This window comes from Acinetobacter sp. WCHAc060006 (assembly GCF_004209135.1).
In the GTDB taxonomy this organism is placed as follows: Bacteria; Pseudomonadota; Gammaproteobacteria; order Pseudomonadales; family Moraxellaceae; genus Acinetobacter; species Acinetobacter cumulans.
This window is the reverse complement of sequence record NZ_SGSS01000017.1, coordinates 26,081-45,200: the sequence shown is the minus strand read 5'-3', so window position 1 is coordinate 45,200 and position 19,120 is coordinate 26,081. Positions and strand designations below refer to the sequence as shown.

17 protein-coding genes, 2 tRNA genes and 1 pseudogene are annotated in these 19,120 nt (G+C 39.3%); 11 read left to right on the top strand and 9 right to left on the bottom strand.

Annotated features, from left to right (window positions below):
• Positions 1–20: 20 nt before the first annotated feature.
• Complete coding sequence (locus EXE29_RS11090) at positions 21–413, top strand: DUF4870 family protein (protein ID WP_106984255.1); 393 nt, start codon at positions 21–23, stop codon at positions 411–413.
• A 361-nt stretch (positions 414–774) separates the two neighbouring features.
• On the opposite strand, the gene EXE29_RS11085 is transcribed toward EXE29_RS11090, so the two are convergent.
• Complete coding sequence (locus EXE29_RS11085; protein WP_106984256.1) at positions 775–1,134, bottom strand: helix-turn-helix domain-containing protein; 360 nt, start codon at positions 1,132–1,134, stop codon at positions 775–777.
• A gap of 98 nt (positions 1,135–1,232) precedes the next feature.
• Between EXE29_RS11085 and EXE29_RS11080 the strand changes: the two genes are divergently transcribed.
• Both EXE29_RS11080 and EXE29_RS11075 read left to right on the top strand, forming a co-directional pair.
• Positions 1,233–2,564: an APC family permease gene (locus EXE29_RS11080; protein WP_120364679.1), complete on the top strand. Its 1,332-nt coding sequence runs from the start codon at positions 1,233–1,235 to the stop codon at positions 2,562–2,564.
• Between the two features lie 56 nt (positions 2,565–2,620).
• Positions 2,621–4,030 carry an NAD(P)/FAD-dependent oxidoreductase gene (locus EXE29_RS11075; RefSeq protein WP_120364680.1) on the top strand — a complete coding sequence of 470 codons (1,410 nt, stop codon included), beginning with the start codon at positions 2,621–2,623 and terminating at the stop codon, positions 4,028–4,030.
• A gap of 67 nt (positions 4,031–4,097) precedes the next feature.
• Here the strand turns inward: EXE29_RS11075 and EXE29_RS11070 are convergent, their stop codons facing one another.
• The 6 genes from EXE29_RS11070 to hisB all read right to left on the bottom strand — a co-directional run bounded on the left by EXE29_RS11070 (position 4,098) and on the right by hisB (position 9,394).
• Positions 4,098–5,012, bottom strand: coding sequence for a DMT family transporter (locus EXE29_RS11070; protein WP_120364681.1), 915 nt, complete (start codon positions 5,010–5,012; stop codon positions 4,098–4,100).
• 76 nt (positions 5,013–5,088) lie between these two features.
• Positions 5,089–5,811: a 1-(5-phosphoribosyl)-5-[(5-phosphoribosylamino)methylideneamino]imidazole-4-carboxamide isomerase gene (gene hisA, locus EXE29_RS11065; RefSeq protein ID WP_120364682.1), complete on the bottom strand. Its 723-nt coding sequence runs from the start codon at positions 5,809–5,811 to the stop codon at positions 5,089–5,091.
• A 69-nt stretch (positions 5,812–5,880) separates the two neighbouring features.
• Entirely contained in the window at positions 5,881–6,558 is a 678-nt protein-coding gene (locus EXE29_RS11060; RefSeq protein WP_117006622.1) for a 3'-5' exonuclease, read from the bottom strand.
• A gap of 183 nt (positions 6,559–6,741) precedes the next feature.
• Positions 6,742–7,740: a hypothetical protein gene (locus EXE29_RS11055; RefSeq protein ID WP_106984262.1), complete on the bottom strand. Its 999-nt coding sequence runs from the start codon at positions 7,738–7,740 to the stop codon at positions 6,742–6,744.
• A gap of 443 nt (positions 7,741–8,183) precedes the next feature.
• Positions 8,184–8,801 (bottom strand): imidazole glycerol phosphate synthase subunit HisH, encoded by a 618-nt coding sequence (gene hisH / locus EXE29_RS11050; protein ID WP_106984263.1) that lies wholly within the window; start codon positions 8,799–8,801, stop codon positions 8,184–8,186.
• Positions 8,801–9,394: an imidazoleglycerol-phosphate dehydratase HisB gene (gene hisB, locus EXE29_RS11045; protein WP_106984264.1), complete on the bottom strand. Its 594-nt coding sequence runs from the start codon at positions 9,392–9,394 to the stop codon at positions 8,801–8,803. The genes hisH and hisB overlap by 1 nt, the downstream gene beginning before the upstream one ends.
• Before the next feature lie 91 nt (positions 9,395–9,485).
• Here hisB and EXE29_RS11040 point away from each other — a divergent pair, with 91 nt between their 5' ends.
• The 6 genes and pseudogenes from EXE29_RS11040 (at position 9,486) to EXE29_RS11015 (ending at position 13,388) form a co-directional block, all read left to right on the top strand.
• Positions 9,486–9,863, top strand: a complete 378-nt coding sequence (locus tag EXE29_RS11040) for a GNAT family N-acetyltransferase (RefSeq protein WP_106984265.1) — start codon at positions 9,486–9,488, stop codon at positions 9,861–9,863.
• 283 nt (positions 9,864–10,146) lie between these two features.
• Positions 10,147–10,222, top strand: a tRNA-Phe gene (locus EXE29_RS11035).
• 134 nt (positions 10,223–10,356) lie between these two features.
• A tRNA-Phe gene (locus EXE29_RS11030) sits at positions 10,357–10,432 on the top strand.
• A gap of 287 nt (positions 10,433–10,719) precedes the next feature.
• A pseudogene (locus EXE29_RS11025) lies at positions 10,720–11,448 on the top strand (class I SAM-dependent methyltransferase).
• Positions 11,449–11,721: 273 nt separating this feature from the next.
• Positions 11,722–12,213 (top strand): hypothetical protein, encoded by a 492-nt coding sequence (locus tag EXE29_RS11020; RefSeq protein WP_171406269.1) that lies wholly within the window; start codon positions 11,722–11,724, stop codon positions 12,211–12,213.
• A 425-nt stretch (positions 12,214–12,638) separates the two neighbouring features.
• Positions 12,639–13,388, top strand: a complete 750-nt coding sequence (locus EXE29_RS11015; RefSeq protein ID WP_120364683.1) for a hypothetical protein — start codon at positions 12,639–12,641, stop codon at positions 13,386–13,388.
• A 137-nt stretch (positions 13,389–13,525) separates the two neighbouring features.
• On the opposite strand, the gene EXE29_RS11010 is transcribed toward EXE29_RS11015, so the two are convergent.
• Complete coding sequence (locus EXE29_RS11010) at positions 13,526–14,032, bottom strand: hypothetical protein (RefSeq protein ID WP_120364684.1); 507 nt, start codon at positions 14,030–14,032, stop codon at positions 13,526–13,528.
• A 395-nt stretch (positions 14,033–14,427) separates the two neighbouring features.
• Here EXE29_RS11010 and EXE29_RS11005 point away from each other — a divergent pair, with 395 nt between their 5' ends.
• Together EXE29_RS11005 and EXE29_RS11000 are read left to right on the top strand one after the other, a co-directional pair.
• Positions 14,428–14,628, top strand: a complete 201-nt coding sequence (locus EXE29_RS11005; protein ID WP_106984307.1) for a dodecin family protein — start codon at positions 14,428–14,430, stop codon at positions 14,626–14,628.
• Positions 14,629–14,889: 261 nt separating this feature from the next.
• Positions 14,890–17,892 (top strand): HD domain-containing protein, encoded by a 3,003-nt coding sequence (locus tag EXE29_RS11000; RefSeq protein WP_120364685.1) that lies wholly within the window; start codon positions 14,890–14,892, stop codon positions 17,890–17,892.
• 53 nt (positions 17,893–17,945) lie between these two features.
• Here the strand turns inward: EXE29_RS11000 and fadA are convergent, their stop codons facing one another.
• Positions 17,946–19,118: an acetyl-CoA C-acyltransferase FadA gene (gene fadA / locus EXE29_RS10995; RefSeq protein ID WP_120364686.1), complete on the bottom strand. Its 1,173-nt coding sequence runs from the start codon at positions 19,116–19,118 to the stop codon at positions 17,946–17,948.
• Positions 19,119–19,120: the final 2 nt, after the last annotated feature.

Here is a 19,120-nt window from a genome sequence, read left to right as displayed (position 1 = left end):
AAAGACAGAAGAGGGCGTGTATGGAATATTCAGTAGATCAAGATTCGAACCGTACTTTAACCATTGCCTTATATGTGTTGTATATCGTCGCAATTTTTACGGCGGGTATATTGGCATTGGTGGCATTGGTGATTAATTATATCAAGCGTGACAGTGTGCAAGGCTCGATTTTTGAAAGTCACTTTACTTGGCAAATCCGTACTTTTTGGTGGTACCTCATTTGGAACGTGATTGCTTTTGTACCTTTCTTGTTCCTATTTTTCACAGGAAATAATCCCGACTTATTTGCTGGAACCGCTTTAGGCGCTTCAGCATTTTGTATATTTGTGGTTGGGGCATCTTGGGTGTGGATTGTTTATCGTGCTGTGCGTGGCATTATTACAGTGAATGACAATAAGCCGATGTATCAATAAGTCGGGTGAACAATCACAGCGTGTATACAAGGTCTCATTGATATCGTGAGGCCTCTAAAAAGGCAGCTCAGGCTGTCTTTTTTGTACTTATCATTTCAATCTGCGCTACTTTGAAGCCCGTGCCTGCTTCATTATGGTGAAGCTTACCGAATTGAATGTACCTTTTAATATTTTATACTATACATTTTTAATAAAATTAAATTACATTTTTAATAAATTAAACTTACATTTTTTATTAATATTATTTACTTTTTTAATATAAATAATTTACATTTTAATAAATTTAACTTTACATTTATGTACATTTAATTGGATTAATTTAAACCTTAAAAATAGTTTAAATTTTCAGTTCAAAAATGACTTAGGCATAGTAGCGTCCACGGCGTCTGCGCATGCCCAAAAGATGAATCGCCCGCACCAAAACTGCATAAGAAACTGAATAGCCAAAGCGTTGCTCAAAAAGCGGTATTAAATCACTGATGTTTTGAAATTTTACTTCTTTTACAAATACTTGAAATTCATTCCAGTCCTTAATATGGCTTGGTGCCCCACGTTTTTTTCCTATTTTTGGGCGCAGTTCGCCTGTTTCTTCTTCCAGTTTTATCCATGCATCTAGGGTCACTCGAGAGATGTTGAATTCTTTGCAAACCGCCACTTTATAGTCGGTTTTTTTGTACATCTGAATGGCGAGATTTCGCGTTTCAATGGAATACTTTGGCATTTACTGGCTCATTTTTTAAATATTTATAATTATATTATATGGCATAGTTGTTGCAAAAAAATAATTAACTTTAATAAAACGAATAATCAGGTGACATTATGGAAAAAGCGCAAGTTTCTTTCAAAAAAATGTCTTTATGGCAAGTGGTGATCATTGGTGTCGCATATATGACGCCAATGGTTGTATTTGACACTTTTGGCATTGTGTCTGGTATTACCGATGGTCGTGTACCACTGGCTTATATTTTGGCTTTATTTGCCATGCTCCTTACTGCATTTAGTTATGCGCGCTTTAGTAAACATTCGGATAAATCGGGTTCTGCTTATACCTACACGGCAGAATCCTGTGGGCCTCAAACTGGCTTTTTTGTTGGTTGGTGTTCTTTGCTGGATTACATCATGTTGCCTTTGGTTAATGCGCTGTTGGCAGGTATTTATTTAGAAGCGGTCATTCCAAGCGTACCGTATTGGGCGTGGGTGATTTTATTTACCAGCTTGGTCACTTTAATCAACTGCTTTCGTATCAATCTATTGGCCAACTTAAGCATGATCTTTGTCTGTGCACCTGTATTGCTTATGGGCTTCTTTATTTATTTGGTCATTCAAGGGGTAGGGAGTGAGCAAGGTTATGCGCATGTCTTGACGTTCGCACCGCTATTTAATGGTGATACATCAATTTTGCCACTCATCGCAGGGGCTTCAATCCTGTGCTTTAGCTTTTTAGGTTTTGATGCGGTGACCACCATGTCACATGAAACCAAAGATCCGAAACGTACTATTCCGCGTGCGGTTATCCTCACCACGCTTACGGGCGGTGTGATTTTTATTACGGCATCCTGGTTTGTGCAATTGTATTTTCCAACCAATGTCCGTTTTAACAACCCAGATGAAGCGCTGCCTGAGATCGTCCTGTACGTGGGCGGGGCGCTATTCCAATCGGTATTTTTATGCGCCCAAATTATGAATACATTTGCCTCAGGGCTTGCCACGCATGCCAGTGCATCACGCCTGATTCATATTATGGGACGAGACGGCATTTTTCATAAAGGCACATTTGGTCAAGTCCATAGCAAGTTGGGCACGCCACTATATGCAGTCTTGTTGATTGGTTTGATTTCCTTGGCAGCCATTCGTTTAGATTTAGCCACTGTGGTCAGCATGATTAGCTTTGGTGCCCTTATTGCCTTTACAGCCGTGAACTTCTCCGTGTTTATGAAATTTTATGTACGAGATGGTCAACGTCATGGTCTTAAAAATATCTTTCTCAACCTGATTTTACCGCTGCTTTCAGTGGCTACGCTGATGTGCCTTTGGGTGAATTTAGAACACAACGCCTTGGTTTGCGGTGGCATTTGGTTGGCAGTAGGCGTTGTATTGTTCGCTTATAAAAAGTTAAGAAAACAAAATATTGTGATTGGTAGTGCGTATTAAGTGGCCGAAGCCTCTATAGCGATTAAACAGAATTGATAAATAGGAATGTAAATAAAATGAATACAAAGCCAAAATTTGTAGACGATGTTGAATATAAAAACAGTGTCAATGTACAAAGCGGTAAGGAGTGGAATTGGCTCAATCCTGCACGCGGCAGTTTTGATTTTCCAGCCAATTATTATGAAAGCTCATTAGACGCATGGCAGGCTTTTGATGCACTTAATGCAGATATTGAGTGTGATGTGGTGGTGATTGGTGGTGGCTTATTGGGTGCGTCCACGGCACTGCATTTGGCAGAGCAAGGTGTAGATACAGTATTGGTCGAAAAAAACCGTATTGGTAGTGCTGCATCGGGGCGTAACGGCGGGCAATTAACCCCTGGGCTGGCGCGTTGGGAAGCAGGGGAAATGATTGAGCACTTTAGTTATGAAGAGGCTAAACGCTTATGGCACTTCACTTCGACGGAGGCGATGTCTTTAATTGACCAAATTGCGCAGAACTATGATTTAGAGCTACAGCGCAAACGTCAGCACATTACCGCAGCTGTACACCCAGGGCATTTGGTGGGTTTAACTGAAGGTGCAGATGCGCGTAAATATTTGGGTGAAGACCATACTCAGATTATGGGCAAGCATGAGCTGTTTGAGCATGTGAAATCGGAAAATTATTATGGCGGTTTACTTGATACCCTCGGCGGGCATATTCATCCTCTGGCTTTAAACCGTGGCCTTGCTTATGGTTTTAGTCAACAAGGTGGCAAAATTTATGAGCAAACCGAAGTGTTATCGGTGGATGAGCGTGAAGATGGGATTTATGTGACGACCACTGGCGGTGTGATTAAAGCACGTAAGAGCGCCGTAATTGGGGTGCATCATGCTTCATTTAAGCTGCTGCAAAGCCATAATCAAACCACCATTCCATTTTATACCTACGTCTGTACTACCGCGCCTTTAGAGCTGGACTTGAGTGAAATCCTGCCGAGTGATGCGCCTGTGTACGATACACAGTTCCAAATTGATTATTATCGCGGGGTATCTAAAAACCGTTTGCTGTTTGGCGGTGAAGGGACGGGTTCTTGCTGGACGCCTGAAAAAACCCATGATTATTTATTGGGCCGAATCAAGCATGTGTTCCCGCAATTGACACAGGTTGAGCTGGATTTTGTTTGGAGTGGCACCACAGATTTAACTATGAATGGCGCAGCCGATAGCCGTAAGTCCGATGGGAAATATCCGATTTATGCCGTGCAAGGCTGGAGCGGTCATGGTGTGGCGCAAACCGTGCGTATAGGCAAAGCCATTGCCGATGATTTTTGTGGCAATGCCGATGACTTTAAAATGCTCACCAGTATTCAGCATCAGGACATTTTGTTTGGTCGCGCACTTGCACCGATGGTGATTCCAATGGCGAAAACCGCTTATGGGCTGGGGGCAATGGTCAATCCGGGCAAGATGGTGTCCTTCTAAATTTAAGTCTTTTTTATGAAGGATATCGCTTAAAAGCACCCTCATTATTGAGGGCGGTTTTTGAGGATTAAGACATCTCTTCAGTAATTTTGTCTTTATTTTTCTTTAAAAACTTCGGGCGCCATTCACTCACAATGACGCCAATGACCACCAGCATGCCACCGATTAAAGCCAAGGGTGCTAAGCGCTCGCCTGCAATACGGCCAATCAGTGCAGCCCATACAGGTTCGCCTGCATAAATAATGGCGGCTTGAGATGGCTCAACCATACGCTGTGCCCAGTTCATCACCAATTGAATAACGGCGCTGGCTAAACCGAGTCCACACAGCACAGCGAGCAGGGGCCACTCAAACTGAGGAAGGCTGGTTTCACCATTCAGAGGCGCAATCATAAAACACAATAAAGAGGCAAAAGCCAGTTGTAATACCGTGACGCGTCGTAAATTCACAGTGTTGGCAAAATAGCTGATCAGAATAATTTCAAATGCGATAGCAATGGAGCCTAAAAGCGTGATGATTTGCCCGGCATTGAGTCGAATCGCACCAAAGCCATTACCTGTTAAAAACACCAAGCCAACAAATGCGCAGAGTACGCCTAACCATGTCATAAGGTGTGGACGGTGCTTAAAGCAAAGCCACATCAAAATAGGCACCAGTGGTACATACAGTGCAGTCAAAAAAGCAGATTCACTGCTACTAATACTTTGTAAGCCAATGGTTTGTGTGCCATAGCCAATTGCAATCACCGCGCCAATACAAAAGCCCGCAAATACTTCATGGCGATTTAAGCCTTTGAGGTATTTCCATGACAAGATGCTGACAGCAAGTGTTGCCGCTGCAAAGCGTAGACCGACAAAAATGAGTGGGCTACTAAAATTAAGACCATATTGTACGGTGAGAAAACTCCCGCCCCAAATGATGGTAATGAGGATTAGGGAAATTTGAGGAAGTTTGTTGGCAAAAGCCGAGGGGACTGAGAGCATGACACTTCATTGGCTGGAATCGGAAAAAACAAAAAGAGGTCCGTAGACCTCTTTTAAAACAAAATCAGAGACTTAATTAAGCATCTAAAACTGCTTGAGCTTCACGAAGGTTGAGAGTGCCTTCATAAATTGCACGACCAGTAATCGCACCTAAAATGCCCGGTTGGCCTTTTAAGCCGTGTACATCATCAATATTGGTAACACCACCAGATGCAATCACCGGTAAACCAGAATAGCTTGCGAGATTAACGGTTTGCTCGATGTTTACACCTTGCATCATGCCATCACGTGCAATGTCGGTATACACAATGCTAGATACACCAGCATCCGCAAAGCGTTTCGCAAGTTCAGTCGCCTTAACGTCAGTCACATTTGCCCAACCATCTGTTGCCACCATGCCATTCATTGCATCAATACCCACAATGATGTGGCCTGCAAATTTTTGACATGCTTCTTCAACAAGTTCAGGGTTTTGAACAGCTTTAGTCCCAATGATCACATACGATACGCCTGCATCTAGGTAGTGCTCAATGGTTTCGAGTGAGCGAATACCGCCACCAATTTGAATAGGTAAATTCGGTTGAGCTTTTGCAATCGCTTCAACCACAGGCTTATGAATTGGAGTACCTGCGAAAGCACCATTTAAGTCAACCAAATGCAAGCGACGCGCGCCTTCATTTACCCAATGCTGTGCAGTTGCCACTGGATCATCAGAAAATACGGTATCGTCTTCCATACGACCTTGTTTTAAACGGACACATTTGCCATCTTTCAGGTCAATTGCAGGGATGATCAGCATGCTTTCGCTCCTCGCCCAATCTTAAATTGAATACAATGTGCGCCATCTTAACAAAGTATTGGCAAAACGCTAAGCGTCTGATGCTGGATTTATTTTATTCGGTCGTATACGCAGTTTGAGCGAGGTATTGGGGATTTCCTTGGGTAATAGACCTAAACGCAGGAGCTCCTCAAAAACCAGAACAGGCGCGTAGGCATCAGCAGCAGCATAAGCGATTTGCTGGGGAAGTAATTGCTTTCTTGACCAGTTGGACGTACTGATGCTTTTACTTTTAGGGAAATTTACGCGGAACAGGAGCGCCATGGCATTTTTAAGTCCGACAGGATTTTCTAAACCAAAGGCCTTAAAACACTTTGATAACTCAATCACGCTATTGAGTTCTATCCCTTTTTTACGAAATAAATGAGCGTCATTTTTTAGACCAAAACCGACTTTGATTTGATCTCTGTTGGCAAAGATAGGGTTTAAAAACGCTAAAATTTCGGCATTTACCTGAAACAAATATGCGCGTTCCTGCGTGGCCAATTGAATCAAATGTGGGCCAGTTGCCACTTCACCTTTTTGAAAGGTGGGTTTCGATTCTGAGTCAAAGCCCAATAGCGCGGCCTGTGTGAGTTCAGTCTCAATGGCCTGACATTGTTCTTTATTTTGAATCACAACAATGTGTTCGGTTGCTAAGTTTTGAAACAGTGGAAAACCTTGAATTTCTTCTTTATTGGGTAGGGGCGGGTATTTTGATTGATCCATGGTGTGGACACGCAAGTAAGCAAGTATTTGAGCTTAATATTTTTTCAAAGATTAGGCAAAGTGCAGTCATTAGGAGTTGGATTGAATCCGTTCATCATGGAGATGAAATACCAAAAAACCTGCCGATAGAGCAGGTTTTTTTTGTGATTTTAAGTCAGAGACTTAAAGTCGTGGGGGAGAGATTTAGACAAAAGAAGGCAATTGGAATTGATCCAGTAAAGATGGAGCAGTTGTTAAAATCGTACCAGCATCATATAGGCCAGCGGTTACGCCTCCTGCAACAGCACCTACAGCATCTACAGCCAAATTCACCACTGGAATTGGATTGGTTAAATCGGTGATTGGTGCAATGTCATCAAGCAGACTATCGACTGTACCTGAAACCTGTTGAACCAATTCACCAGTAGTGGCAATTGGATTGGTCAGTAAACTGCCAATAAATTGGCCAGCATCTATGCCGCCAATATATTGCCCAGTTTCACCTAATAAGCCTGTTAAGTTAGTACCTGTTTCGCTGACTGCACCGACCACATCACCCAATACTGGAATTTGTGAAGCAAGATCTACCAGTGGATTTAGATCGGCAACTAAATTTGCACCAGAGCCAGCAAGGTCTTGTACAACACCACCCAATGTTCCTGTTGGATTAGATGCAAGATCATTCAGAAGGTCGGTTGGGTTGATATCTGCCACATATTGGCCTGTTTCAGCCACAAAGCCCAAGAGGTTATCTACCGTACCACCAACAGCAGAAACAGCACCTCCTAATACTGGCACTTGACCAAGTACTTCTGTGAGTGGATCGGTTAAGCCAACCACATGGTCAGCTAAGCCTGCAACATCTGTAACTGCATTGCCTGCAATACTGGTCACACCATCAAGCAGGTCAATGACACCGCCTTCAAGGTTACCTGTTTTTAGCGTATGTGCAGTTTGGTGTAATTCATGGGTAACTGAATCTAAAATGTTGGTGGTTGTGTCTAAGACTTTATTGACCGTTGTACCTAATATTGGTACATGGCTTAAAGCGCTCGTGAGTGGAGAGAGAACTACGCCCACTGTATCAATGAGCGCGTCGGCTGTATGTACCACAGCATCTAAAATATAGCCCACAGCTTTGGTGAGACCCTGTAATCCCAGTGTTAAAACGCCACTGATTTTGCCCGAAAATAATTTAAACATTTTGGAATTCTCCGTTTTGCATTTCTTGTATTTGAAAGTATGTGAAGAGGTCTTACTATTTATGTTTAACAGACAAACATAGTGTGAACAAAATATAAAAAATGTAGATAATAGTGATATATGTCACTGTTTATGGTTTTTGTGTTAAAAAACAACCAAATATTGTGACAAAAAAGAATTGTGAGAAAATGTAATTATTTTTGATAAAAAACAGAGTCTTAATCGTATCTACTTGATAAGTGTTGGCTATTTACTGTGTAATTTAAAATGAATAATTAATTAATATATTAAGTGAATATTTGATTTTTTATTTATCGCTTATGTGGATTTTTTAATTATAAATATTTGAATTTATATGTTTAAAATAATATTGTCTTAAAACAAAGAACAAAAAATATAAAAAAAGCCAACGTTTTGTTGGCTTTTTTTATTGGTAAATGGATTTAGATATTCCATTCCACAAAGTTCTTTAATAATTGTAAACCAGCAGTATGGCTCTTTTCTGGATGGAACTGCGTCGCAAACAAGTTTTCTTGATGGATTGCTGTACAGAATTCTAGGCCATAATCACAAGTTGCAGCTACGAGCGCCGTATCTTTAGGTTCAACATAGAAGCTATGTACGAAGTAGAAACGCGCATCTTGTTCAATGTTATTCCACATTGGATGGCTTGGATCTGCTTGATGAACTTGGTTCCAACCCATGTGCGGTACTTTTAAACCGTCTACATCTGGAAAACGTTTCACTACACCTTCAAAAATACCCAGTGCATCAGCACCGCCATTTTCTTCAGAGTGCTGCATTAAGGCTTGCATACCCACACAAATCGCCAATACAGGCTTGTTGAAGACGGCATTGCGTACCACTTCATCAATGCCAGCTTCGTGCATGCCTTGCATGCAATCGCGCATGGCACCGACACCAGGGAATACAATTTTATCTGCCTGAGCAATCAGCTTAGGGTCATTGGTCACATCAACTGTTGCGCCTACATGCTCTAGTGCTTTGGCTGCAGAGTGAAGATTTCCCATGCCATAGTCAAGAAGGGCAATACGGGTCATTACAAAGTACCTTTGGTTGAAGCAACAGTATTGGCAGCACGTGGATCAATTTCACATGCCATACGAAGTGCACGTGCAAATGCTTTAAATGTACTTTCAATTTGGTGATGGCTGTTTTTGCCTTTCAGATTGTCAAGGTGAACAGTCATTAGTGAATGGTTCACAAAACCTTGGAAAAATTCAGAGAATAAATCCACATCAAAGCGACCAATCATGGCACGTGTAAATGGAATATCCATAAATAAACCTGGACGGCCAGACAAATCCACTACTGCACGGCTGAGTGATTCATCAAGTGGTGCATAAAAATGACCATAGCGTTTAAGGCCTTTTTTATCACCCAAAGCTTGTGCGAAAGCTTGACCTAAAGTAATACCGCAATCTTCTACAGTATGATGGTCATCAATTTCAAGGTCGCCATCACAATGAATATCAATGTCAAATAAGCCATGTCGCTTGATTTGATCGATCATATGATCTAAAAATGGAATACCTGTGTTGAGTGTGCCTTGACCTGTACCATCGAGGTTCAAACGAACTCGGATTTTAGTTTCGTTAGTGTTTCTTACCACTTCGCTGATACGATCTGTCATAGACACGTTCCTCAAAAACGTCAAAAATGATGTAAAATTTTCGCCTTAATGACGAAGTCAACGATATTAGATTGCTCAGGAGGGTTTATCAATGCCTATTACCGTACATGCCTATACTTCTTTGGAAAATGATGAAGTACGCAGCCAGCTTGAGCGACTGTATGACACCAGCCCAGAATTTAGTGACGGCGCGGATGCCATTGAGCAATTAGAGCAGAGTTTAACCCAGTATACCTTAATCTATACGGCGGAATTCAACACCAAACTGATTGGTGCAATTTGGTGTACGGGACAAGGGGAAAGTAAAACCCTTGAAAATATTGTAGTTCATCCAGCCAACCGGGGTCGCGGTGTGGCAGAAAGGCTGGTGAGTGAAGCATGCCGTATGGAAGAAGAAAAAGGTGTCAAAGTATTTGAACCTGGTTGTGGTGCAATTCATCGTTGCTTGGCGCATTTAGACAAGCTGTAAAGGCTTGAATCAAGCATAGTCACATCTTAAGCAGTCTTCGGACTGCTTTTTTATGCCCTATAGATGTTGAGCTCTCTTTAAAAATAAGACCAATGGAGCATAAGCACTTTTGCAGAGTGCTAAGTGCTTATGCTCCATTGCAAAGAAAGAGGGCTAAAAAACTGAGTTTTAAACAAAAAATAATCAATCGATATAAAATATTGCTGTAAAAGTAAACAAACACACAAAAAAGCCATGACGGTGCTTGACGGCATGCTGCTTAAATTGTTTAATACGCGACATCGGCGTGATAGCTCAGTAGGTAGAGCAACGGATTGAAAATCCGTGTGTCCCCAGTTCGATCCTGGGTCTCGCCACCATATTCAAAACTTATTTAAAGTTTCAATCCTTGATCCCATCAAGGATTTTTTTTGCCTAAAATTTATTCACTCAGAAAAAATAATCATAATTTTGATTGACTAATATGATCAGATACGGCTTAATACACCGCATCGGCGTGATAGCTCAGTAGGTAGAGCAACGGATTGAAAATCCGTGTGTCCCCAGTTCGATCCTGGGTCTCGCCACCATATTCAAAAAAGCCTCAAACATTGTTTGGGGCTTTTTTTTTGTCTATCATTTTGATTTCTTCTGCCATCCGACCTTCAAAGACGATATTTCATGTTGTTGATACGCGACGAAGACATTCGTGTTTGATGTATATTTTAAAATTTACGTTGTTAGGCTTTTCGCTATTCTGGAATATGTCACCATACTTTAGGCTGTCTAAAGATTGTGCATGATCAGTCACAGGTTAGGGCACCATCGGGCTAAATTTAAGCTATGCATCATCGAGGGATAAGTTGAGAGATAAAAGATGAAGGATTTATTTTCCGAGAATAGTCAGCTGTATCGGCAGGCACGTCCTAGCTATTCTGCTGAAATTATTGAGCATATTATGCAGTATGTGCCTGAGCATGCTTTGGCATGGGATTGTGGTGCGGGTTCGGGGCAGTTTAGTCGTTACTTAGCGCCGTATTTTCAGCAGGTGTTAGCTACTGATTTGAGTGCAGCACAACTGGCACAGGCACCGCAATTGGCCAATGTGCGCTATTTGCAAGCCAGTGCCGAAGCATCTGGCCTCGCTGAGCAAAGCGTGGATTTAGTCACGGTTGCACAGGCGATTCACTGGTTTGATTTTGATACTTTTTATGCAGAAGTAAAACGCGTACTCAAACCGCATGGCTGTTTAGCGGTCATAGGCTATGCGTTGATAGAGGCATCAAATGAGCGGCTCAACCATCTGATTCAGCAACTCTATAAAACTACCCTTCATGGCTATTGGGATGCAGAACGGCGTTATATAGATGAATGCTATCAAAGTATTCCATTTCCTTTTGCAGAACAGTCTGTACCTACACTGCAACTCAATTACAGTTGGACAGGGCAATAATTGTTGGACTATTTCCAAACTTGGTCGGGCCTAAAGCATTATGTACAGTCAACTGGGCTAAATCCCTTGCTAGAGATGGCCAATTTTTTTCAGCAAACACCTGCACAGCACTATGAGGTTACGTTTCCGGTACTGCTGAGGATTGGAAAATAAAGTGATGTGATTTTGATGAGCTGTTTAATTTATCGGGGAATCAATTAAAGGCTGAAATAGTCTAATGTCGCTGTTTTGGGATTCGTATAGAGGCAACACAACAGCCAAAATGAAGTATTGAATTCAAAATTTCCACGCTTTGCATAAGTGGGTTGCATTGCTGTAACAGCAACCGTTTATCTGAGTTCCACAGAAAATAAGATGATTTATTGTACAATTTTAAAATAGTTTGAAGAAATTAAATCTTTGAATTTAAAATTTGAGAATTGCCTTATGAATCTTCCAAAACACTATATTTTAATGACAGGTGCGGTACTGAGTTTATGTACGGCACATGCTTTTGCAGCACCACAAGCGAAAGATGAAGCCAGTGAAACTGTACGTTTGCCAGTATTAACAGTCATGGCTGACCGTGAGTTACGTAATGAAACCGTGGTTGAGCCTGCGCAAGAAGAACCTGCAAAACGTAAAGCACTGCAACAAGAGGTAATGAAGTTGGAGCGTAATATGCAAAACTATGCGGCGGACCCAACAGTGATTCAAAACTTTGATGTGAAGGCACCAGAGCCTGCACCCAATTTTTCGGGTGTATCCCTTGTGATGCAGCAACATCTTTTAAATATTGCAGAAGGCTTGCAATCATCAGACCCACGCAATGGCCTTTATATAATGCTTCAGCCTTTTGGTATTGATCGTAATGCCACCAGTGTACAAATGGGTCGTGAGCAACTCAATTTAGGCATATTAGAGCGGACATTACCTTAAGCTTGCTTGTCAAAAAATTGTAGGCATCAATCATCAGCCACAAGTGGTGTGCATAAGGTCGCACATCACTTTACTTTAAATGCAAATGGATTGATGACTAGATTGGGCGAAACTATTGGGTGAAATTTTAAAATGAATTCAGTGAGCTCACGCTTAAGATGAGTACGATAGCTATGCAACATCTGCACTATTAAGTGTTCATCAGTTTTGAATTCAAAACGATATTGAGGCTGTTTTTTTTAAATGAATTTAAAAATAAGCTTGTTGATAAAACTTTGAATTTAAAATTAAACCGAAGCAAAACAAAGCGTACATATTTTAAATTCAAAAGCAAAATAAGATAGAACCATCTGACTTATACACATTAAATTAAAGAATTTATTTTAAATTCAAAGTGGCTGAGTTCAGTGTATTCGGAGCTTTTTATGTCACGTATTTCGCTTATTTTAAGCTTTGCTACAGTGCTGATTTTTGGTGGATTGTTTTATCAATATTATGCGCAAAAACAAGATGAGCAAAATTTGCAAGCCTACCAAGCAGTGCTCTTAGATAAAACCGAACAGATTTTAACGGCAGCCCGACAGGTGGATACGCCTATTCAAGTTGATACTTCTGATGCACGTCTTTCGGGTGATTATCAAATTATGGCGAGTTTTGTGCTGAATCAAATGATTGAAACAGCAGAGGCGCGAAATCGTTATATACGCGAGTTAAAAGCCTTAAATTGGGATCATTTTTTAGATATTGACCGCCTGAGCCGAGATAAAAAACAGCAATATGTAGAAACAGAAAAAATGCTGAAAGATGTACATGCGGTGGTTGATGCTTATGCTGAGCAAACTAAGGAGATGGAGCAACATCGCTTAGAGCAAGCCAAACAATTGGCCGTCAGCAGTCTTCATAGCCATCAACTGGTGCAAAGCTTAAGAGAAAGCCAAAAAAATGATGATGCATCTGCATTGTTTTCACTGGAACAGCAAAGTTTAGCCAAAGCCGATCAAATTTTTGCAGTGCTTAAAAATAACCGTTGGGAAAAGAAAAATAAACTGTTTATGTTTTATGAAGATGCGCCGTTAAAGCAATTTAATGCACTGTATAAAGAGATGTTGGCCTTGAATCAGCAAATGAAACAAGTGAGCCATGCCAATCGTGTAGAACTGGAAAATAGTTTATAAGCGACGGGATCTTGGTGTACTGTCATTCAAATATTACGATGAATAGGGTCAGTCATTTTTCAATGATTGAACTCAAAAAAAAGGATGCTATGAGAGGCATCCTTTTTTGCTCTAACTAAGCAATAAGCAACAATGACTTATTTTTTAAACCAAGAGAAGAAACCTTTTTTCTCTTCAGTTTGTGCTTTTGCAGCTTGTGCTTTTTTCTCTGCGCATTTTTTTGCACATTCTTTTTTCGCTTCAGCTTTTACTGTTTCTGCTGGTTTTTCTGCAGCATTTTTGATTTCTGTTGCTTTAGCAACAGTTGCTTCTTTAGTTGCAACAGCAGCATTCACTTTTGCATCTTTGTTTGCAACTGCTTGAGCTACCGCAGCTTCTTTTTGCGCTACTGCAGTTTCTTTTGTTGCTGTTGCTTTAGCTACGGCAGCTTCTTTTTTTACAACGGCATTATTAACAGTCGCTTCTTTAGTCGCTACAGCTTTAGCTACGGTTGCATCTTTGGCTGCAACAGTATTGGTTTTTACAGCAGTCGCAGTTTTGATTGCATCTGCTTTAGCTGTAGCAAGAAAGCCTTGTTCAGCAGCCATAGCTGATGCAGATGTTGCGATAATTGCTGTAATAAGCGTAGTTTTAATAAAGTTCATGATCATTTCCCAACAAAAAAAGCCTTAAAGGAGCAAAGGCTGTGGAATCTTACGCTTTGTTGAAATGACTTGGGGTATAAGTTTTTATAAGTGTATGAAAAAGATACTAAAATTACAAACGAATAACATTTGAAAGACTGTATATTTATAGTGAGGTATTTTGGCGTGAATTATAAAATTGTTTTGGCTGATGTTGAATGTTATAGAGTAGAAAAATGATTGGTCATAGCGTGTTGAATATGGGCAACGCTTAATTTTGAAATTTGTATAGAAACTAAACATTAAAAAATGTGCATGATCCGTGGCATTCTGATGCAGAATGATTAAGCGGTATTTCGCTCCTTAAAATCAGCGCTTAGGATGAGTACTCCAATAATAAAACGAGTATGGATGACATGAGTATTGCAAAAGTTATAGAAGTGAACTCGAGTAGCACCAAAAGTTTTGAGGATGCGATTCAATCGGGAATTACCAAGGTCTCTGAAACGGTAAAAAATATTCAAGGTGCATGGATTAATGAGCAAAAAGTTGTGGTGAAGGACAATAAAATTAGTGAGTATCGGGTCAATTTAAAGATTAGTTTTGTGGTGGATTGAATAAATAAAAGGCCCGCGTTAAGCGGGTTTTTTGTACACGAATTAAAGTGGAATAAATATAAATTTTTTAATGTTGAACGGTGAATTGCATTGGGTGGGTGAATAGGGGGAAGCGGATTAAACAGCATTTTGCGACATTATTGGTGTAAAGGATATAAGTCAAAAATTATTAAAGTTATTGTAATTCTTTTGGCTACAACCACTTAAAAAATAAGTAAATATTGTTTAGGATGGGCTAACAACTAAATAAATGAATTCATTATGAGTACTAAATTAATAGCCCATTTAAAAAAGAAGTGTGAAGAAGATGGAAACGTAGCAATTCTATTTGCACAGTGGGAGTTTGACCAAAAGTTAGTAGGAAAAGCTTTAGAAAATATTGGTGGTTTTTACCCACATTTTAGTAATCATAATGCATCACATTCACAGCAAATTTTGGTCAATATCGAACGGCTATTGGGTGATGATATTGAATTACTAACAGCCACAGATACGTGGCTAATTTTAGAAGCTTCTTATTGGCATGATGTTGGAATGTTAGTCGATGCTAAAAATGCTAAGGAAGTACATTCAAATCCAGACTTCAATTTCATGATCCAAACAATCGCAAATGAAAAAGGACATGATCTTCAAAAATTCTGCCAAGCCTATGTAGAAAAAAATTGGTTATCAGCAATTGGTACTGTAGATCATCCTTTTGATGGAATTGAACAATACCGTCAATTAGTTGCTGAGTGGTTTAGACGTGGACATGACAAGCGGGTTGGCAAGATTGTTGAAGATCCATTTAAAGACTTAGGAATAACTTCACCAAGAACCGAACTTTTACCTAACCGAATTTATCGTTATTTAGGACAAATTTGTGTTTCTCATGGTATGAATTTTGATACTTTGATGGAAACAATCCCTTATAAACAAACTGGATTGGGTACGGAAGATTGCCATCCAAGATTTATAGGATGTTTACTGCGTTTGGGGGATTTATTTGATTTAGATGACAATCGTTTTTGTCCTGTCATGGCAAAGCACGTCAGCAATATACCTTCTGTAAGCAAACATCATCATGATAAGCATTTATCATTACGTGAGTTTCAACTTGATAAAAGAACAGTAAAACTTGTAGCAGAATGTCCCGATGAAATGTCTTATGTTGAAACACAAAATTGGTTTGGTTGGATTCGTGAAGAATTTCAAAATCAAATGTCACAATGGAATTTGATTGTACCAAGTCTAAAATTTGGCTCACTTCCTACTATTGAACAACTAGATGTAAAAATGCAAGGCAATAAGGTTTTATTAAGTAATAAGCCAATGAAATTTTCCATTGATGAAAGTAATGCTTTAGAAATATTAGAAGGAAGTGGGTTATACAAAAATGATATAAACATTTTTAGGGAGTTAATTCAAAACGCAATTGATGCGACGTTAATACAAGTATGGTGTGATTATGAAAAAGGAAAAATAAAGTTACCTAAAAAGTCACATCCTTTTGATAATAAAACACAGAGTGCCTTAAATGGTTATGCGATCAACTTGTCTTTTGAAAGAATAGAAATAATAGAGGGAAGTGATGATGCTTGGTGGGAATTTAGAATTGAAGATAAAGGTACTGGTGTAAGTTTGCAAGACTTGAATTATATGCAAAAAGTTGCTGGTTCAAGCCGAAATATTGAGCGCCAAAAAATAATTAACAGAATGCCAAAATGGATGAGACCATCTGGTCAGTTTGGAATAGGTTTACATAGTGCTTTCTTGCTTTTAAAAGATCTTAATGAAGATGAACAAAAAATAACTATCATTAGTACGAATTCATCGGATTATAAAACATATAAAATTGAGCTAAATTCTCCTCTAAATTCGAAAAGAGGTTATTGTTTTATCGAGGAACAAAAAGATGTCAAAAAAGATATAGGCACAACTATAATTTTAAAATTCAAGAAGAAAAGAAGAGCAAGAAGTTATTCCTTTAATTCATCAAAATTATATCAGTTTTTGTATGCTGATCATGATCCATTAAAAGAAGAAATGTTTGATATCTTCAATGTGGCTACTCAAATTGAAGGTATCAAGAGCGATGTTTTAGAAAAAATATGTTTCCCTTATGAATTTAATGAAAATTGGCAAACAAAAATAAATGATATTCTTCCCCCACATGAGATTAGTCTTAAAAATGCTATATGGGTAGAGAAGTACAACCTGTATTTTGAAATTAATGGATTAAATAGGTCAAATTTAAATAAATTAAATGGAAATTTGCATGGCGGTTTTAAAGGACAAAATGTTGGTTCCATAAGTTATTATCAGCAGATGTTTGATATATATCTTATGTTCTTTGGTTTTGAAGCTAAAAATACGTTGCAGACAAATAGAAATGAGTGGAATAAAGGCTTTGAAAATAAATTTATTGATGATAAATTTTTGCATGAACTAAGTAGGCATATTTTGGAAAACTACAAAAATGAATTGGATAATATATTAAAGGATGAAGGTTTAGTTGAACTTTTTGAATTTTATTTCAATGAAGATAAAAGTAAAAATAAATGGAAAAATATAGAATTATTTTGTGCTGAAGATTTGGTAAACTACAAGTATAAAAATGATAAATGTCAAATTTACGCTAAGAGTTTTAGCGAATTAATAAATTTAAAGCAATTTAACTTTTACCATGTAGATCGGTTTATTAATTCTGGTTTTGATGTGTCAACGCTATCAGAGTATGATTTAGTTTACCCTGATTCATTTAATGGTTGGTTTAAAAATATTTTTGATCAGGATTGGATTGATAAAGGCGGGTTTATATTTAATGAAAAAATAAATGGAGTTGACGTTGTTAGGTACACTAAAGAAAAATATGAAGGAATTAATGAAAGTGAAATAAGTATACTTAATCAAATTAAAAGAGCTATTCAAAGTGATAGAAAACGAATTAATTTTAATGAAGAATGGTTGAGTTATAATTTTTTCAATGGGTATGAGCCATTATTTACAAAATCTATTTTAGTAGAGAGATTGGTTGGTCTAGAACATTTAAATGTTAGGCATTTAATATTGCCATTCTATATATTTTCGAAAGATTTAGGAAAAAGTCCAAATTTTAGAATAGATTATTTAGATAATAACGATTTAGTGAAATTTACTTGGAAAGCTAGATCAGATGAATATGAAGATAAATCTTTAGAATTTTATCAAAAATTATATCAAGAGTTAGAGAAAAAAATAATAGACCTTATCCAAGCAGTTTATCCTGATTGGATTCAGACATAAAAGGAACCCCGCAATAAGCGGGGTTTCTTTTTATCTCAGTATTTAACTAAACATTAAACACGTTCGATAATAGTCGCGATACCTTGACCAAGACCGATACACATCGTCGCAAGACCGATTTGCGTATCTTGCTGTTCCATAACGTTCAACAATGTTGTTGTGATACGCGCACCAGAACAACCCAATGGGTGACCCAATGCAATCGCGCCACCATTTAAGTTAATGATGTCTTGCTTTTCATATACACCCAAGCCTTTCATTACAGAAAGACCTTGAGCAGCAAACGCTTCATTCAACTCGATTGTTTGAATGTCCGCCATGCTTAAGCCAGCACGTTTAAGCGCTTTTTGCGTTGCTGGAACAGGACCGTAACCCATGATTGCAGCATCACAACCTGCAACCGCCATAGAGCGAATTACAGCACGTGGCTTAAGACCTAAAGCTTGAGCACGTTCAGCAGACATCAATAACATTGCAGAAGCACCATCAGACAATGCTGAAGATGTTGCAGCAGTTACAGAACCGCCTTTCGGGTCAAATACAGGACGTAAAGCTTGGAACGCTTCAAGGTTGGCATCAGGACGAATCACTTCATCGATGTCGCAAAGCTGTTTGAAGCCATTTGCATCGTGACCTTCAACGCCCACGATTTCATTTTTGAAACGGCCTTCTTGTGTTGCAGCCCAAGCACGACGGTGAGATTCAACACCAAACGCATCTTGTTCTTCACGTGTAATGCCGTTCATACGACCTAACATTTCAGCCGTTAAGCCCATCATGTTAGATGCTTTTGCATAGTGCTTAGATGCTTCAGGGTTAATGTCGATACCGTGCATCATGCCCACGTGGCCCATGTGCTCAACACCACCAATGATGAATACATCACCTTGGCCAGTCATAATTTGAGCAGCAGCCGTGTGGATTGCTTGCATAGAAGAACCACAAAGACGGTTAACCGTTTGACCTGCAACAGTGCGTGGTAAATCAGCCAATAACGCAATGTTACGACCAATGTTCATACCTTGCTCAAGCGTCTGGTTAACACAGCCCCAGATCACGTCTTCAACTTCGTTAACATCAAACTGGTTACGAGCAACTAAAGCACGTACAAGTTCAGCAGATAAACTGTCTGCACGTACATTACGGAACATACCGTTTTTGGTTTTACCCATTGCTGAACGTACACCATCAACGATGACAACGTCACGCGGATTTAAAGTAGCCATTC